The 16,583-nt window shown below is 71.8% G+C and carries 12 protein-coding genes; 5 read left to right on the plus strand and 7 right to left on the minus strand.

Going from position 1 to position 16,583, the window contains the following annotated elements; genetic code table 11:
• Window positions 1–4 precede the first annotated feature (4 nt).
• Entirely contained in the window at window positions 5–1,513 is a 1,509-nt protein-coding gene (locus AB0M92_RS06880; RefSeq protein ID WP_366101165.1) for a hypothetical protein, read from the minus strand.
• A 127-nt stretch (window positions 1,514–1,640) separates the two neighbouring features.
• Between AB0M92_RS06880 and AB0M92_RS06885 the strand changes: the two genes are divergently transcribed.
• Both AB0M92_RS06885 and AB0M92_RS06890 read left to right on the plus strand, forming a co-directional pair.
• Window positions 1,641–2,180 (plus strand): WcaF family extracellular polysaccharide biosynthesis acetyltransferase, encoded by a 540-nt coding sequence (locus AB0M92_RS06885; protein WP_351780897.1) that lies wholly within the window; start codon window positions 1,641–1,643, stop codon window positions 2,178–2,180.
• Window positions 2,177–3,292: a glycosyltransferase gene (locus tag AB0M92_RS06890; RefSeq protein ID WP_366101020.1), complete on the plus strand. Its 1,116-nt coding sequence runs from the start codon at window positions 2,177–2,179 to the stop codon at window positions 3,290–3,292. Before AB0M92_RS06885 ends, AB0M92_RS06890 begins: the two co-directional genes overlap by 4 nt.
• A gap of 54 nt (window positions 3,293–3,346) precedes the next feature.
• On the opposite strand, the gene AB0M92_RS06895 is transcribed toward AB0M92_RS06890, so the two are convergent.
• The 5 genes from AB0M92_RS06895 to gmd all read right to left on the minus strand — a co-directional run bounded on the left by AB0M92_RS06895 (window position 3,347) and on the right by gmd (window position 9,412).
• Window positions 3,347–4,150 (minus strand): hypothetical protein, encoded by an 804-nt coding sequence (locus tag AB0M92_RS06895; RefSeq protein ID WP_366101023.1) that lies wholly within the window; start codon window positions 4,148–4,150, stop codon window positions 3,347–3,349.
• Between the two features lie 110 nt (window positions 4,151–4,260).
• The gene (locus tag AB0M92_RS06900; RefSeq protein ID WP_030857282.1) at window positions 4,261–4,473 is read right to left on the minus strand and encodes a DUF6458 family protein; all 213 of its coding nucleotides are present in this window, start codon (window positions 4,471–4,473) and stop codon (window positions 4,261–4,263) included.
• Window positions 4,474–4,593: 120 nt separating this feature from the next.
• A complete protein-coding gene (locus AB0M92_RS06905; protein WP_366101024.1) occupies window positions 4,594–5,271 on the minus strand; it encodes a hypothetical protein in 678 nt (225 codons plus the stop codon).
• Window positions 5,272–5,372: 101 nt separating this feature from the next.
• Entirely contained in the window at window positions 5,373–8,153 is a 2,781-nt protein-coding gene (locus tag AB0M92_RS06910) for a LamG-like jellyroll fold domain-containing protein (RefSeq protein ID WP_366101025.1), read from the minus strand.
• A gap of 245 nt (window positions 8,154–8,398) precedes the next feature.
• On the minus strand, window positions 8,399–9,412 hold the full coding sequence (gmd, locus tag AB0M92_RS06915) for a GDP-mannose 4,6-dehydratase (protein WP_366101026.1): 1,014 nt from the start codon (window positions 9,410–9,412) through the stop codon (window positions 8,399–8,401).
• A gap of 309 nt (window positions 9,413–9,721) precedes the next feature.
• Between gmd and AB0M92_RS06920 the strand changes: the two genes are divergently transcribed.
• Window positions 9,722–10,666 (plus strand): GDP-L-fucose synthase, encoded by a 945-nt coding sequence (locus AB0M92_RS06920; RefSeq protein WP_366101027.1) that lies wholly within the window; start codon window positions 9,722–9,724, stop codon window positions 10,664–10,666.
• 20 nt (window positions 10,667–10,686) lie between these two features.
• On the opposite strand, the gene AB0M92_RS06925 is transcribed toward AB0M92_RS06920, so the two are convergent.
• The gene (locus AB0M92_RS06925) at window positions 10,687–12,174 is read right to left on the minus strand and encodes a sugar transferase (protein WP_366101028.1); all 1,488 of its coding nucleotides are present in this window, start codon (window positions 12,172–12,174) and stop codon (window positions 10,687–10,689) included.
• A 381-nt stretch (window positions 12,175–12,555) separates the two neighbouring features.
• Between AB0M92_RS06925 and AB0M92_RS06930 the strand changes: the two genes are divergently transcribed.
• Both AB0M92_RS06930 and AB0M92_RS06935 read left to right on the plus strand, forming a co-directional pair.
• Complete coding sequence (locus AB0M92_RS06930) at window positions 12,556–14,823, plus strand: M4 family metallopeptidase (RefSeq protein WP_366101029.1); 2,268 nt, start codon at window positions 12,556–12,558, stop codon at window positions 14,821–14,823.
• Window positions 14,824–15,050: 227 nt separating this feature from the next.
• Window positions 15,051–16,532: a nitronate monooxygenase gene (locus tag AB0M92_RS06935; protein ID WP_366101030.1), complete on the plus strand. Its 1,482-nt coding sequence runs from the start codon at window positions 15,051–15,053 to the stop codon at window positions 16,530–16,532.
• Window positions 16,533–16,583 lie beyond the last annotated feature (51 nt).

Genomic DNA, 16,583 nt, shown 5'->3' on the forward strand with positions numbered 1-16,583 from the left:
GTGTCTAGCGCAGCCTGGTGGACTTGTCCTGGCGGTACGTCGCCACCAGCGCCAGGCAGAGGCCGGCGATCGCCACCCGGCCGGAGGCCTGGAGCAGGGGGCCGCGGAGCAGGATGAACGAGTAGCCCGCCACCAGCGGGACCACCACCGAGATCAGGCTGCCCGGCGGCGAGCGCCGCGTGGCTCGCTTCGCGTAGCGGCGGTCCACCCGGGCCGCCGCGTACCCCGTCGCCAGGAGCCCGGCGCCCATGCCCAGCGGGCCGAAGTCCAGCCACAGCTCGGCCCAGATCGGGGACGAGAGGTTGGTGTTGACCGTCCCCATCCACTCGCCGACCATCACGCCCGTGTCCTTCGGCTTGCTCGGCCAGACCGACCGCGGCACCGCGAAGAAGACGGATCCGGCGAGCTGGCGCCCGTACAGGTGCCCGGGGCCGGAGTTCGAGTACGTGATGGTGTTCGCGAACATGCCGATCTGGTCGTAGTCCTTCAGCGCCATCGGCTCCAGGAACGAGGTGGTCTCGACCGGCTTGTAGTTCTTCTCGTCGTACCGGAAGCGGTCCGCGAACGGGAACACGAGCAGGGCGATCACCACGGCCATCGACAGCGCCACCCGGTACATCGCGGCGCTCACCGGGAAGACGGTGAACAGCAGCGCGAACATGACCGTGAGGAACCAGTACCGCGGGTTCGAGATCGGGTTGTTGACCACCAGGTTGAGCAGGGCCAGCGCCCCCCAGGTGACGATGATCGACACCTTGCGGCGGGCGTACGTCGAGGTGATCAGCCAGCGCGTGTACAGCAGCAGGGCGAGCAGCGCCGGGACGGTGCCGAAGCCGCGCAGCAGGGCCTGCCCGGCCTGGCCGTCGCCGTTGGAGACGCCGGCCTCCTCGATGCCCGCGATGATCTCCTGGCGGCTGGAGAAGAACACCGCCGGGCCGCCGAGTTTCATGATGAACGCGGCGCTGCACAGGAAGGCGAGCACGGTCAGCAGTTGGAGGCGGCGCCGGTGGGCCATGACCGGCCGCGGCTCCTTCTGGGATCCGCCGGCCCGCCCGGTCGGCCGGTGGCGGGCGAGCAGGACGCCGACGTCGAACGCCGTGCAGCCGAGCAGGACCAGCCCGATGGCGACGGTCAGGTCGGAGCGGGGGCCGACCACGGGGGTCGGGACCCGGCCCAGGACGGCCTGCGCGAGCGGGGCCACGCCCATCGCCATGTAGACGAAGAGCCAGAAGGAGCCTTGGAGCAGCTTGCGGCGGCTGGTCAGGACCATCGCGGAGAGCCGGGCGCCCGCGTACATCGTGAGCAGGAGCTGGAGCCAGAAGGCGGCGTCGCGCTGCCCGTCGCCGTGCTGGACGGCGACGATCAGCGGCAGGAAGACGGTGAAGCCGAGGATGAGCGGGACGGACAGCGCGCGGGAGAGCAGGGTGCGCGGGGTGGTGACCCGGCCCCACTTGTGCCCGTCGTCCGGTTCGGGGACGGGCGGAACCGGCGGGGTCACCGAGGGCTTGCGTATGTCCGTTGCCACTGCTGCCCCCGCCCGATGTGCCTGGTCCGCGCGCAGTCTAATCTGAGCGGGCGGCGCCCGGGGAGGCGCTCCCGCGGAGGGCGACGAGCCCGCGGCGCACGATGAGGGGCGACAGTTGCGTGATCTTCCTGCCTTCACGCTGGCCGGATACGACAAAGGGCGCGGACTGCTGACGCAGGCGCTCTGGTTCGCGGTGATGAACACGCTGTTCATGGCGTGGTTCTGCCCGGCCCGGCTGCGGGTGGCGCTGCTGCGCGCGTTCGGCGCGCGGATCGGCGAGGGCGTGCTGATCCGGCACAGGGTACGGGTGCTGTGGCCGTGGAAGCTCACGGTCGGCGACCACACGTGGATCGGCGAGGGCGCCTGGCTGCTGAACCTGGAGCCGGTGACCATCGGGGCGAACGTCTGCATCTCGCAGGAGGCCATGCTCTGCACCGGTTCGCACGACCACCGGGCCGCCGACTTCCGCTACCGCAACGCGCCGATCGTGGTCGAGGACGGTGCCTGGGTGGCCGTACGGGCGACCGTGCTGGCCGGGGTCACGGTGGGCCGCTGCGCGGTGGCGGGTGCCGGTTCCGTGGTCCACAGAAACCTTCCTGCACTGACCCTGCAGACGATGGACGGGCAGCGCCGCCCGGTCGAGGAGCCCAAGTGAGAGTCCTGCACGCCGTCACGCTCCACTCCCCCTCGCACGCGTTCGGCGGGCCGGTCCGGGTTGCGCTTAACCTGGCCAAGGGGCTGCGGGCGCGCGGGCACGAGGCGCGGCTCCTGGCGCTCGGCGAGGGCTTCGCGGACCCGTGGCCGACCTCCGTGGAGGGGGTGCCGGCGAAGCTGTTCCCGGCCCGCCGGATCCTGCCGCTGGGCTTCAGCGGGATGACCTCGCCGGCCCTGCTGGCCTCGGCGGGCCGCCTGGTCCGGGACGCGGACGTGGTCCACGTCCACCTGGCACGGGACCTCGTGACCCTGCCGGTGGCCCTCGCCGCGCTGCGGGCCGGCAAGCCGCTGGTGCTCCAGACCCACGGGATGGTGGACCCGAGCGGGAAACTGCTGGCCAAGGTGCTGGACGCGGTGGCCGTACGCAGGCTGCTGCGCGGCGCGGGCGCGGTGCTGTACCTGACCCCGCATGAACGCGAGGGCCTCGACGCGGTGGTGGGCGGCCCTCTGGCGGGGGCGGTCCGGCTGGTGAACGGCACGCCCGCGCAGGAGGAGCGGCCGGCCCCGGCCGGTCCCCCGCGCGTCCTGTACTCGGCGCGCCTGCAGGCCCGCAAACGCCCGGTGGACTTCGTGGACGCGGCCCCGGCGGTCCTGGCGGCGCACCCGGACGCACAGTTCGTGGTGGCCGGCCCGGACGAGGGCGAACTGGCGGCGGTCCGGGCGAGGATCACGGAGCTGGGACTGTCGGCGCGGTTCACGGTGCCGGGGCCGCTGTCGAGCACCGAGGTCCTGGCGGAGCTGCGCAGGGCGCACGTCTACGTCCTGCCCTCGGTGGACGAGCCGTTCCCGATGTCGGTGCTGGAAGCCCTGTCGGTCGGCGTGCCCACGGTGGTCACGCACTCCAACGGGCTGGCCCGCGACATCGCGTCCGCGGGCGCCGGCCGGGCGGTCGCGCCGGGCCCGGCGGGCGTCGCGGAGGCCGTCCTGGGCCTCCTGGACCCCGGGTCCAACGCGAAGGCCGGGGCGGCGGCCCGCGAACTGGCCGCGGCCTCCTTCTCGATGGACGCGGTCCTGGACACCCTCCTGTCCGTCTACGAGCGCATCACCCGCTGAACCCGCGGGGCACGGGTGCGGGCCGCGCCGGGCCGGCCCGGCCCGGCCGCGGTCTCAGCGCCGGCGGCGGGACTCGCTCTCGTCCGAGGAGGACGAGGCGTCGAGGATGGTCTCGACCTCGGGAGTGGCCCGCCGCACCCGGCCCGACCGCACGCGCGCCTCGTGCTGGGCACCGCCGACCCGGCCCTGCGGGAAGTCGTTGGTGAACTCCGATGCCTCGTGCTCCGGATCGGCCTGCCGCCGCAGCGCGCTGCGGATCTGCTTGAGCGCTCCCGGCGCGCGGACAGCCTCGGCGCTGAAGATCCCCAGGAGCATCGCGGCCGCCCGGCACTGGTCGTCGCTCAGTCCCTCGATCTCCTCGGCGCTCAGCTCGCCCCCCTTCAGCGCGTTGGCGAGGGGGACGAAGTGCTCGGCGTCGAGCGCGGGGATCAGGCCGACGTACTGGTCGTCTTCCTCACGGACGTAGCGGCCGTCGGTCTTCTGCGTTCCCGGGTACTGCTTCTTGTTGGTGGTGACGTACGGAGCGTCGCCGCGTCCGGGCCTCTGGTTGTACGGGCCGTACGGGGTCTCGTGCGTGGTGAAGCGCTCGGCCTTCGCGGTGCCGCCCCTTGCGATGTCGCGCTCTTCCCAGCGTTGGCGCCGCGCATTGGCCTCCTCCGCCTGCTCGTCGGTGACCCGCTGCACGTAGGCGGTCGCGGCGGCGTTCCCGCCCAGGTCCTGCACGGCCCGCAGGGACGACTGCGTGACCCGCCGGTTCCCCAGGAAGGGCGCCGTATCGGCGCTCCGTTGTGCCGAGGTCCGAGGGGGCAGGGCCTTCGCGTCCCTCTCGCCGTGCTCTTTCTTCCGGTCGAAGCCCATGACGCCGCCGCTCCCTGTAGTCCCGAACCGTTCCGCCCGTCGCTTTCGACGCTAGGCGGGCCGGGGGCGTCCGTACATGTCCAAGAGGGCAGTCCTGCGTCCCCTGCCGGTCACAGTTCGCGGTGGGTCTCGTCGACCACCGGCAGGGCCGCCGCGCGGCGGCGCTTGAACACGCTCGCGTAGACGGCGAGGCCGATGGCGCCCGCCGCCATCATGATCAGCCCGACCACGTCGAGGTTGACGCTCTCCATCTTCCAGTCCGTCGCGAAGGTGAGGATGGCCCCCACCACGATCAGCGCGATGCAGCCGCCGATGCCTCCCATGTGATTCGCCTCCGCAGTCGTCGTCGTCTGACCGCGCGGCTACCCGGGAAGCGCATGCGAAAACGCCGCCCCCGGCCCGGAGTTCGGGGCGGGGGCGGCGTCGCGCCGCGTACGGGGTCCCTACGCGGGGATCCAGGCGTAGCAGCCCGTCGACGTGAACGTCGCCGTGCCCGCGGGGATCGTGGCCGTGATCTTGTCGCCCGGCTTCACCGGGGCTTCGGGGCCCGAGGCCAGGACCGCGCCGTCCTTGCCCTTCGCCTCCCAGGTGCAGTTCACGGCCTGCGTCAGCGCCCGGTACGTGCCCGCCGCGGGCGACGTGCGGGTCCCGTCGGGGAAGCCCTTCGACGCCGCGTCCAGGATCGGCTTCTGCTCCGGGCACAGGTACGTGATCGCGTCCTTCGCCCCCGGGATCTCCCCGGCGACGATGGCCCCGGTCGCCGCGTCCTTGTCGCGCTTGGCGGTGCGCTCCACCCGCTGGCAGGACTCCTGGCCGGTCTGGAGGACGGCCGCCGGGTCCATCTTCTGCGGGACGCGGCCGCTCAGGTACTGCTTCTCGTTGGCCTTGAAGCTGCCCGTCTTCGGGGTGAGCTTCGCGTCCGGCAGGACCGGACCGGTCGGCTTCGCGTCGGGCGAGACGGGCGCGGCCGAGGCGTCCGCCGGATCCGGGACCGACGATGCGGCCGGCGGCTTCGGCTTCGCCGCCTCTGCGTCGGCCTTGCCTTCGCCGCCCGAGCTGCAGGCGGTCAGGGTCAGAGCCGCGGCCAGCAGAACAGCAGCCGCGGCGGAGCGTCGGTACATCTCTGGGGCTCCTGTATTACGTGCCGGTTGACCGGCGGAACTCGGGGGTGGAGCGCGGGGCCCGGCCGTCGTGCGCGGCGGGCCCCGCGTCCGTCAGGCGCTTACTTCGGGCCGAACGTGAGGACCAGCTGCGGAGCGGCGTCCGCGGCCGTCGCTTCCATGGACCAGATCCACAGCGGGTCGGTGCCCGTGCTCGTCAGGGCCAGGCTGTAGCCGGTGCCCAGCACCGGGGTGAGCGCGGCGGTGTCCAGCGGGGTGCTCTGGATCGCCGAGCCGTCCGGCACGCTCGCGAACGAGCCGAGCTCGGTGGCGCCGAGCGCGGGCTTGGTGTTGAAGGTGGTGCTCGCGCCGCTCCAGGTGCCGGTGACCGGGACCACGGAGATCTTGTCGGTCGTACCGGCGTTCGCCTGGGTCGACGTCTTGATCTGGAGCGAGGCGGACTTCAGGACCTGCCCGGCCGGCGCGGCCGGCAGGTTGAAGCGCAGGTACGTCTGGTACGCCGAGGTGCCGCGGACGGCCAGCGAGGTGGTCGCGCCGTTGGCGGCGCTGGGAGCGCCCTGGTTGACGTAGGTGTCCTCGGTCGCGGAGACCTTGGAGACCGTGTCGGACGGCGCCTTGGCCAGGTCGTAGTGCTTCTTGGCCTGGGCCGCGGTGAGCGCCTTCGGGTAGACGGCCGTCTCGTCGATCTGGCCGGCGAAGAAGTTGCTCGTCGGCTTGGTCGGCCAGCCGCTCAGGTTGTCGCCGCCGACGTGCCAGAAGCCCTCGTAAGAGACCGCGTTGGCGACGTTGTTCAGCGTGCCCTTGCTCTGGCCGTCGACGATCAGCTCCATGCCGCCCGCACCCATGGTGCCGACGACGTGGTGCCACTTGTTGTCGTTGTACGTGTCGAACAGGCCGGTGGTGATGGTGCGCGCCGAACCGTTGCTGACGCCGAAGACCAGACGACCGGTGTTGGTCATGTAGATCTGCTTGTCGTAGGAGCCGCTGGAGCGGTCCGTGTTGCTGCCGAAGCCGATCAGCTTGCCGCCGCGCGTGGTGCCGGTCTTGAACCAGGTCTCGACCGAGAACGCGCTGCCCACCGTCTGGCGGTGGTCGCTGTAGACCTGCTGGCTGGTGCCGTTGAAGCCCATCGCCGTGCTGGCGCCGCTGATCGCGCCGGGCGTCTGGCGCAGGGCCGGGGCGTTGAGCTGGACACCGCTGGTGTTGCCGGCGACCGAGGAGTCGGCGACGTACGGGCTGACGAGGTCGTCGTAGCGCCAGTACAGGCCGGCGCCGTCGGCGCGGACCTGCTCCGGGTAGGACTGGACCGAGCCCGGGACCGTGACCGCGGCGTTCGCCGACAGGGCGCTGGTGTTGCCCGCCGCGTCGGTGGCCGTCACGCGGTAGGTGTACGACTGGCCGGCCTTGACCGTGGTGTCGGTCCAGGAGGCCTGCGGGCGCTGCCACTCCAGGGACTCGGCGGCGACGGTGGCGATGGGGCTGGACGAGCCGTTGCGGTAGATGCGGTACGTCAGCTTGCTGTCGTCGGCGTCGTAGCTGGTGCGCCAGCGGACCTGGACCTCACCGGGCTTGACGCTGCCGGCGCTCGCGACCGGGGTGGTCGGCGCGCCGACGTCGCCGGTGGAGGCGAAGCGGGTGAGCGCCTGCTGCGGCTTGCCGTTGATGGCGGTGAACTCACCGCCGGACCACAGGTACTTGACGTCGTTCTTCTCGGCGATGGTCAGCGTGCGCGGGCCGATGCCCTCGCCGATGCCGTCGTTGGCGGTGGGGTGCCAGCCGAGCTTGCGCGGGCTGCGCACGAAACCGTCCACGGGCGCGGGGGCGGCGCCTTCGTAGTTGGTCAGCTGCGCGTTGTAGAAGTTGCGCTTGCCGTCGGGGAACTGGCCCTCAAGGGAGCAGTCGTGCGCGTGCGAGGCGCTGTAGAGCACGCCGTCGTACGGCAGGACGGCCTGCGTGGCGCCGAGGCAGCGGTCGCGCCACTTCTCGCTGAAGTCGTTCAGGTTCAGGCCGATGCGGCCGTCGAAGACGCCGCCGCCCGAACCCTCGTTGCCGGTGTAGAAGCCGGTCGAGTCGGTGGCGATGTCCTTGACCACCGAGTTCGACGGGATGTTGCTGTACGTCTTGGTGACCGCACCGGTGGTGGCGTTGACGACGGCCAGGGCGTGCGTGCTCTTGCCGTTGATGTCGAAGAAGTCACCGCCCAGCAGGACGTTCTTGCCGTCCGGGGTGACCTCGACCGCGCGGCCCGGCTCGTCGGCGTTGGCGGTGAAGGGCTTGAGGGCGCCGGAGCCGGCGTCGACGGCGGCGAACCGCTCGCGCGTCTGGCCCTCGACGGTGCCGAAGTCGCCGGCCGCGTACACGGTGTCGTCGGTGACGGCGAGTCCGCGCACGGTGGCGGGGAAGCCCGGGTGGAAGGCCGCCTTGGGAGTGCAGGTCGCGATGTCGATCGCGGCCATGCTGGAGACCGGGGTGCCGTTGACGGCGCCGAAGTAGCCGCCCGCGTACAGGGTCTTCTTGTCCTTGGAGACTTCCAGGGCCCGCACGGTCGCGCTGCCGTCGCCGATGGTGAAGGCGAGCTTGCACGAGGTCGGGTTGCCCGTCGCGGCGTCGAGCGCCACGAAGTTCACCGCTTCCTGCTCCGCCCCGCTGGTGCCGTCGGGCGGGCGGACGGCGGAGAAGGTGCCGCCGGCGAAGACGGTGCCGTTCGCCTCGGCGGTCGCGAACACGACGCCGTTGGGCTGCCAGGTGGGCAGCTCGTCGGCGGTGAATGCCACGGGAGGCGTGATGGCGGACGCCTCGGGCATCAGCACCAGACCTATGCCGGTGCCGGCGCCGGCCAGTGACAGGACGAGGGCAGCAGTCAGCCCTCTGGATCTACGCATGAGCCCCCCAGGGCAATCGCCCGGTTTGATGGCTGGAACTATCCGAACAGCCATATGTACTGGCGCAGACTAGGGCTCCAGCGAGAACCCGGTCACCCCCCTTGACCCTTTGCATACCAACTTGGAATGAACGGTTCAGGTTGGAGGGGGCACAGCGGACATACGGCAGGTTTGCCCCGGCCACACCCACCGATACCAGTGGAGATGACCGGGACACGGCAAATCGTAGGGGAAATATAAGGCCTTCAGCGGTCGATGCGGACCGTGGCGCCCGCCAGCTGGTCCTCGACCTGCCGGATGTCGGCGTCGACCATGATCCGCGCCAGCTCGGCCACGAGCACCGTCGGCTTCCAGCCAAGCAGTTCGTTGGCCTTGGAGGCGTCGCCGATGAGGGCGTCGACCTCGCTCGGGCGCTCGTACTTGGGGTCGTAGCGCACGTGCGCCGCCCAGTCGAGGCCCGCGTGGGCGAAGGAGGACTCGACGAACTCGCGGACCGTGGCGGCCACGCCCGTGGCGACGACGTAGTCGGTCGGCTCGTCCTGCTGGAGCATCCGCCACATGGCGTCCACGTACTCGGGCGCGTAGCCCCAGTCGCGGACCGCGTCGAGGTTGCCCAGGTAGAGGTGCTCCTGGAGTCCGGCCTTGATCCGGGCGACCGCACGGGTGATCTTGCGGGTCACGAAGGTCTCGCCGCGGCGCGGGGACTCGTGGTTGAACAGGATCCCGTTGACGGCGAACATGTCGTACGCCTCGCGGTAGTTCACCGTGGTCCAGTACGCGAACACCTTCGCGGCGCCGTACGGGCTGCGCGGGTGGAACGGGGTCTTCTCGTTCTGCGGGGGCGGGGTGGCTCCGAACATCTCCGAGGACGAGGCCTGGTAGATCCGGGTGTCCACACCGCTGGCGCGGATGGCCTCCAGGAGCCGCAGGGCGCCGAGGCCGGTCACGTCGCCCGTGTAGAGGGGCGCGTCGAAGGAGACCCGGACGTGCGACTGGGCTCCGAGGTTGTAGACCTCGTCGGGCCGGATCTCGCGGAGCAGGTTCACGAGGGCCACGCCGTCGGAGAGGTCGGCGTGGTGCAGGACGAAGGACCGGTTGGCGGTCTGCGGGTCCTGGTAGATGTGGTCGATCCGCTCGGTGTTGAAGCTGGAGGAACGCCGCACCAGGCCGTGCACCGTGTAGCCCTTGGAGAGCAGCAGCTCGGAGAGGTACGAGCCGTCCTGCCCGGTGACGCCGGTTATCAGTGCGGTCTTGCCCATGGGGTCCCCTTGATGGTGGTTGCTGTGGGTCGTGGTGAGGCTGGGCCTCGGGGTGGCTGCGGGCCGGGCCCTGGCAGGGGGTGGCGCACCTCGCTGCCGGGCCGCTGCCCGGAGGGCTGGATGGGTACCGTACACGCCCGGTGCGGCCGTCTTTGCGGCGGATTCCGCCGCGGCACGCGCCGGGCCCGGCGGGCCGGTACGGCTCGCCCGGTGCCCGGGGTGCCCGGGCGCGGGCGCGCCCCGGGGTACCGGTGACCGGAATGCGGGCTGGTCCGAGGAGTGCCGGAGGCGGGTGGCATCATCGGCGGTATGACAAGTTCGCTGCCGCTCCTGCCCCCGAACGCCCGCGTCTTCGTCGCGGGCCACCGCGGCCTCGTGGGCTCCGCGGTCGCCCGCCGGCTCACGGCCGACGGCCACGAGGTGCTCACCCGGGGCCGCGCCGACCTCGACCTGCGCGACGCCGCCGCCACGGGTGCGTACCTGAAGGACGTCCGCCCCGACGCCGTCGTGCTGGCGGCCGCCAAGGTCGGCGGGATCATGGCCAACAGCACCTATCCGGTGCAGTTCCTGGAGGACAACCTCAAGATCCAGCTCAGCGTCATCGGCGGCGCGCACGCCGCCGGGGTCGCCCGGCTGCTGTTCCTGGGCTCCTCCTGCATCTACCCGAAGCTGGCCCCGCAGCCCATCAGCGAGGACGCCCTGCTGACGGGCCCGCTGGAGCCGACCAACGAGGCGTACGCCCTGGCGAAGATCGCCGGCATCGTCCAGGTGCAGTCGTACCGGAAGCAGTACGGGGCCTCGTACATCTCGGCGATGCCGACGAACCTCTACGGCCCGGGCGACAACTTCGACCTGGAGACCTCGCACGTGCTGCCCGCCCTGATCCGGCGCTTCCACGAGGCCGCCGCCGAGGGCCGCGAGGAGGTCACGCTGTGGGGCAGCGGGACCCCGCGCCGCGAATTCCTGCACGTGGACGACCTGGCGGCCGCGTGCGCGGTGCTGCTCGGCCGCTACGACGGGGACGAGCCGGTCAACATCGGCTGCGGCGAGGACCTCACCATCAAGGCCCTCGCCGAGACCGTCGCCGAGGTGACCGGCTTCCGCGGCCGGCTCGCCTGGGACACGTCCAAGCCCGACGGCACGCCGCGCAAGCTCCTGGACGTCACGCGCCTGACCTCGCTGGGCTGGAAGCCGGAGATCGGGCTGCGGGACGGGATCGCCGCCACCTACCGGTGGTGGCGCGAGCAGGGCTGAGCGCACGTACCGAGGTCCTCCTAGTACGCTCCGCGGCCGTCGACGACGGCGCGGAGGGTACGGCCCATGACGTCGACGTCACTGGTGAAGGACCAGTTGTCCACGTACTGCAGGTCGAGCTGGATCGTCTCGTCCCAGGACAGGTCGGAGCGTCCGCTGATCTGCCACAGTCCGGTCATTCCCGGCCGTACGGTGAGCCGGCGCAGCTCGACCTCGTCGTACCGCGCCACCTCCTCCGGCAGCGGCGGGCGCGGGCCGACCAGTGACATGTGGCCGCTCAGCACGTTCAGCAGCTGGGGCAGTTCGTCCATGGAGGTGCGGCGCAGCAGTCGGCCCACCCGGGTCACCCGGGGGTCGCGGCGGATCTTGAACATCAGGCCGTCGTTCTCGTTGGCCCCGGACAGCTCGTTCTTGAGCCGGTCCGCGTCCACGACCATGGTGCGGAACTTCCACATGGTGAACGGGACCCCGTCGCGGCCGATGCGCTGCTGGCGGTAGAACGCCGGGCCGCGCGAACCGAGCCGGATCGCCAGGACGATGCCGAGGAAGACCGGCGAGAGCAGCAGCAGTCCGACGCCGGCCCCGGTCCGGTCGAGGGCCGACTTGAGCAGGGTCTGTACGCCCCGGCTCACCGGCGGCGCCACCCTCAGCACGGCGAGCCCGCCCGCGGACAGGGTCTCCAGCCGCTTGACGGACACCTCCACGAGCCCGGGGAAGACGGCGAGTTCCAGCCCCGCGTCGTGCAGCGCCCAGGCGACCTTGCGCAGCCGCTCCCCCGCGATCCGGGCGCCCGGGGCCACCAGGACCAGGTCGGCGTGGTGGCTGCGGACGGCGCCGAGCACGGCGGTGGAGTCCGCGTTCGGGGCCTCGGGCACGCTCTCGTCGAGCCGGGCCGCGACGGGCACCCCGCCTTCGATCGGCCCGGCGCCGACCGGCACCACGCCGACCACCACGTACGGGTGGTCGGTGCGCGCGGCCAGGTGCTCGATGACGGCCCCTGCCGCGCCGGGCTCGCCGACCACCAGGACCCGGCTGACGGCGTGCGCCTCGCGGCGGGCCGCCGAGAGGTGGCGGTAGGTCAGTTTGTGGCAGGCCACGGTGACGAGGAGGGCGGGCAGCAGGGCGCCGAGCGCGGACAGCCGGGGGGTGCTCTCGCCGGTCACCACGCGGGCGACGGCCAGGACGCCGATGAGAATCAGCCAGTCGTGAAGGACGGGCAGCACTCCGCGCGATTCTCCGAGCGCGCGGGAGGCGTAGCGGCGGCGCACCGCCTGCACGCCGGTCCACGCGAGCGCCGCGCCGAGGGCGCAGTACACCGGCCGGACCTGCTGCGCCGCCTGGAAGACCAGCCCCACGGGGACCGCGGCGCCGAGGAAGTCGGCCGTGAGGGCGGCGGGCAGGTACCAGCGGGCCTTGTCGCCGATCCGCCTCACCGGGGCTGCTGCGAGCCCCGCCGCCGCAGCCGCCGCTCCGGCCAGTCTTTGCGCAGGAAAATGAACATGCCTCATGGGCCCCCCTGGCACGTGGTCTATGACAGTGGCGCGTGCCCGCGGCTTCCCCTGGCTTCGGACAACTGGCGCACCGGGAAACAGTACGACAAACGCCCGTACGACAAATGCCGATTGCCCGAACGGAGCCTCTTGTTGCGCAAGTGTTAGCAACCGGTACCAACCGTTCCAGATATCGGACCCTTCTTTCGCACGCGAAGGTGAATGGTTCGGATACCGGATACGTCTCATCGGTCAACGAACCGTTTCCAGCCAACCTTTTGACGCGGCCCTGACATCGACGCCGACAGCTGGCACTCTTCGATCCGTTCTACGCACCAGCCTGCTCTGCCCGGAGGCCCACCCAGCCATCCGGAACCCCCCTTGCAGAAGGAGTCTGCGTTGAGTCACACCCCCCACAGGCGTGCCACCGCGGCCGGCGCTCTCGTCGCCGCCGCCGCACTGCTCGCCGTCGGCATCCAGGCCGGCACCGCCTCCGCCGACGCCACCGCGTCGCAGGCACGCAACGCCGCTCAGCCCAACCCGGGCGCGGCAGCCGTCAATCTCAGCGCGTCCGAGCGTGCGACGCTCATAGCCGACGCCAACTCGACCACCGTCCAGGCGGCCAAGGCCCTCGGCCTCGGCGAGCAGGAGAAGCTGGTCGTACGCGACGTCGTCAAGGACGCCGACGGCACCACGCACACCACGTACGAGCGCACCTACGGCGGACTCCCCGTGCTCGGCGGCGACCTGACGGTCCACGCCAAGGGCGGCGTCACCAAGAGCATCACCAAGGCCACCAACCACGAGATCAAGGTCGCGGACACCGCGGCGACCGTGACCCCGGCGGGTGCCGAGGGCCAGGCCGTCTCCGCGGCCAACGCCGCGGGCTCCAAGGACGCCAAGGCGTCCAAGAGCGCCCGCAAGGTGATCTGGGCCGCCGAGGGCGCCCCCGTCCTCGCCTGGGAGACCGTCGTCGGCGGCCTTCAGGACGACGGCACCCCGAGCGAGCTGCACGTGGTCACCGACGCCAAGACCGGCGCGAAGATCACCCAGTGGCAGGCCATCGAGACCGGCACCGGCAACACGATGTACAGCGGCCAGGTCACGATCGGCACCTCGCAGTCGGGCAGCAACTGGACGCTGACCGACGCCGCGCGCGGCAACCACAAGACCTACAACCTCAACGGTGGCAGCTCCGGCACCGGCACGCTCTTCAGCAACACCACCAACATCTTCGGCAACGGCGCCGCCTCCAACAAGGAGACCGCCGCCGCCGACGCGCACTACGGTGCCCAGCTGACGTGGGACTACTACAAGAACGTGCACGGCCGCAACGGCCTGCGCAACGACGGCGTGGCCCCGTACAGCCGGGTCCACTACGGCAACGCGTACGTGAACGCGTTCTGGGACGACTCCTGCTTCTGCATGACGTACGGCGACGGCACGAGCAACACGCACCCGCTGACGTCCATCGACGTGGCCGCCCACGAGATGACCCACGGCCTCACCTCGGTCACCGGCAACATGACCTACAGCGGTGAGCCCGGCGGCCTGAACGAGGCGACCTCCGACATCATGGCGGCGAACGTCGAGTTCTACGCCAACAACCCGCAGGACGTCGGCGACTACCTGGTCGGCGAGAAGATCGACATCAACGGCGACGGCACCCCGCTGCGCTACATGGACAAGCCGAGCAAGGACGGCGGCTCCAAGGACGCGTGGTACTCGGGCATCGGCGGCATCGACGTCCACTACTCCTCGGGCCCGGCCAACCACGTCTACTACCTGATGTCCGAGGGCTCCGGCGCCAAGGTCATCAACGGCGTCAGCTACAACTCGCCGACCTCGGACAACCTCCCGGTCACCGCGATCGGCCGCGACGCCGCCGCGAAGATCTGGTTCCGCGCGCTGACGGTGGGCTACTTCAAGTCCAACACCAACTACGCGGCCGCCCGCACGGCGACCCTCCAGGCCGCCGCCGACCTGTACGGCCAGGGCTCGACCACGTACAACAACGTGGCCAACGCCTGGGCCGGCATCAACGTCGGTGCGCGCATCGTCTCCGGCGTCTCGGTGACCCCGATCGCCAACCAGACCACCCAGATCAACACCGCCGTGAGCCTCCAGGTCCAGGCGACCAGCACCAACCCGGGTGCGCTCAGCTACGCGGCGACCGGCCTGCCGGCCGGTCTGTCGATCAACTCCTCGACCGGTCTGATCTCGGGCACGGCCACCACCGCGGGCACGTCCAACGTGACCGTGACGGTGACCGACTCGCAGAGCAAGACGGGCACGGCGGCCTTCACCTGGACCGTCGGCACGTCCCAGCAGAACGTGTTCGAGAACACGAACGACTACACGATCGCGGACAACGCGACCGTCGAGTCCCCGATCGCCGTCACCCGCACGGGCAACGCCCCGAGCGCCCTCAAGGTGGACGTGAACATCGTCCACACCTACGTCGGTGACCTGGTGGTCGACCTCGTCGCCCCCGACGGCACCGTCTACAACCTGCGCAACCGCACCGGCGGCAGCGCGGACAACATCGTCCAGCAGTTCACGGTGAACGCCTCCTCCGAGGTCGCGCAGGGCACCTGGAAGCTCCGGGTCCGTGACGCCGCCACTCTGGACACCGGCAAGATCGACAGCTGGAAGCTCACCTTCTGACCCCACCGGGGCAGGCAGGTGGAGCCACACGGCTGACCCACTGAAAACGCGGGGCCGTCCGGGAGAGACCCTCCCGGGCGGCCCTGTTCCACGTACCCCCGCCGTACGGGACCTGCGCCCCGGCAAGCCGGGACCTTCGGCGGCCCTCGGCGGCCCGGGCACGCCGGAGACTGAAACGGAAGCGAACCTGCGCGACCGTAGGTCCGGGCGACCCGAGGACGTGCCCCATGCCGCAGACCCCCACGACCGCCCCTGCCGCGCAGCCCTCCGCGGCCGCCCCCGCCCGGCAACGGCCCTGGCTGATCCAGGGCGGCATGGGCGTCGGCGTCTCCGGCTGGCGGCTGGCCCGGGCCGTCTCCCGGGAGGGGCAGCTGGGCGTGGTCTCCGGGACCGCCCTGGACGTCGTACTGGCCCGGGTCCTGCAGACCGGCGACCCCGGCGGGCACGCGCGCCGGGCGCTGGCCGCCTTCCCGCTCCCCGAACTCGCGCAGACGGCGCTCGACTGCTACTTCCGCCCGGACGGCCTCGGAGAGGATCCTGGTGCCCGGATGCGGACCACCCCGCGGCTGCGCGCCGCCGGCGGTGCCCCGGCGGAAGTCCTCACCGTCCTCGGCAACTTCGTCGAGGTCTGGCTCGCCAAGGAGGGACACGATGGTGTCGTCGGAGTCAACTACCTGGAGAAGATCCGGCTCGCCACCGCCCCGGCGATGTTCGGCGCGATCCTGGCAGGCGTCGACCACGTGCTCGTGGGCGCGGGAGTCCCCGGTCAGATCCCTGCCCTCGCCGACCGGCTGGCGCGCGGCGAACCCTGTGTGACGCGGATCGCCGTCGAGGGCGACGAGCGGCCGCTGGACCACGTGTTCGACCCCGCCGCGCTGCTGGCCGGGCACGTGCCGGGGGCGCTGCGCCGCCCCGAGGTGCTCGCGATCGTCTCGCTCCCGGTGCTGGCCGCCTATCTGGCCCGGGACGAGGCCACCCGGCCCGACGGCTTCGTGATCGAGACCAGCGGGGCGGGCGGGCACAGCGCACCGCCGCGCGGTCCGATGCGGCTCGACGGGGCCGGGGAGCCGGTCTACGGGCCGCGCGACCGTCCGGACCTCGCCAGGATGGCGGCGCTGGGGCTGCCGTTCTGGCTCGCCGGCGGCCAGGCGAGCCCGGAGGCGGTCGCGGCCGCCCGGGCCGCGGGAGCGGCCGGGGTGCAGATCGGCAGCGCCTTCGCGCTGTGCGAGGAGTCCGGGATGGCGCGCACGCTGCGCGAGGAACTCCTGGACCGGGCGCGCGCGGGCACCCTGACGGTGCGCAACGACCCCGAGGCCTCGCCGAGCGCGTTCCCCTTCAAGGTGGCGGAGCTGCCGGGCACGGTCTCCGAACCGGAGGTGGCCGCGGCCCGGCGCCGGGTCTGCGACCTGGGCTTCCTGCGGACTCCCGTGCGGGGCCCGCGCGGTCTGGTCTACCGGTGCGCGGCCGAGCCGGTGGCCGCGTACGTCCGCAAGGGCGGGGACGCGGCGGACACCCGGGGGCGGCGGTGCCTGTGCAACGGCCTGCTGGCCACCATCGGCCTGGCTCAGCGGCGGCCGGGCGGGCGGGCGGAGCCGGCGCTGGTGACGATCGGCAAGGACCTGTCGTTCCTGCCGCGGATCTCCCCGGACGCGTCCCCGTACACGGCGGCGGACGTGGTGCGGTGGCTGGCGGCGGGGGCCGGGGCCTGAGGAGTGCACGGGCGAGGGCCCGGCACCCTCGGGGTGCCGGGCCCTCGCCCG

This window comes from Streptomyces sp. NPDC051582, from assembly GCF_040681715.1.
In the GTDB taxonomy this organism is placed as follows: domain Bacteria; phylum Actinomycetota; class Actinomycetes; order Streptomycetales; family Streptomycetaceae; genus Streptomyces.

Bases quoted from the DNA above. Each gene is read 5' to 3' on its own strand.
- AB0M92_RS06935 (WP_366101030.1), top strand. From the start codon at position 15,051: ATGCCGCAGACCCCCACGACCGCCCCTGCCGCGCAGCCCTCCGCGGCC.
- AB0M92_RS06900 (WP_030857282.1), bottom strand. From the start codon at position 4,473: ATGGGAGGCATCGGCGGCTGCATCGCGCTGATCGTGGTGGGGGCCATC.
- gmd (WP_366101026.1), bottom strand. From the start codon at position 9,412: ATGGGCAAGACCGCACTGATAACCGGCGTCACCGGGCAGGACGGCTCG.
- AB0M92_RS06905 (WP_366101024.1), bottom strand. From the start codon at position 5,271: ATGTACCGACGCTCCGCCGCGGCTGCTGTTCTGCTGGCCGCGGCTCTG.
- AB0M92_RS06910 (WP_366101025.1), bottom strand. From the start codon at position 8,153: ATGCGTAGATCCAGAGGGCTGACTGCTGCCCTCGTCCTGTCACTGGCC.
- AB0M92_RS06925 (WP_366101028.1), bottom strand. From the start codon at position 12,174: ATGAGGCATGTTCATTTTCCTGCGCAAAGACTGGCCGGAGCGGCGGCT.
- AB0M92_RS06920 (WP_366101027.1), top strand. From the start codon at position 9,722: ATGACAAGTTCGCTGCCGCTCCTGCCCCCGAACGCCCGCGTCTTCGTC.
- AB0M92_RS06895 (WP_366101023.1), bottom strand. From the start codon at position 4,150: ATGGGCTTCGACCGGAAGAAAGAGCACGGCGAGAGGGACGCGAAGGCC.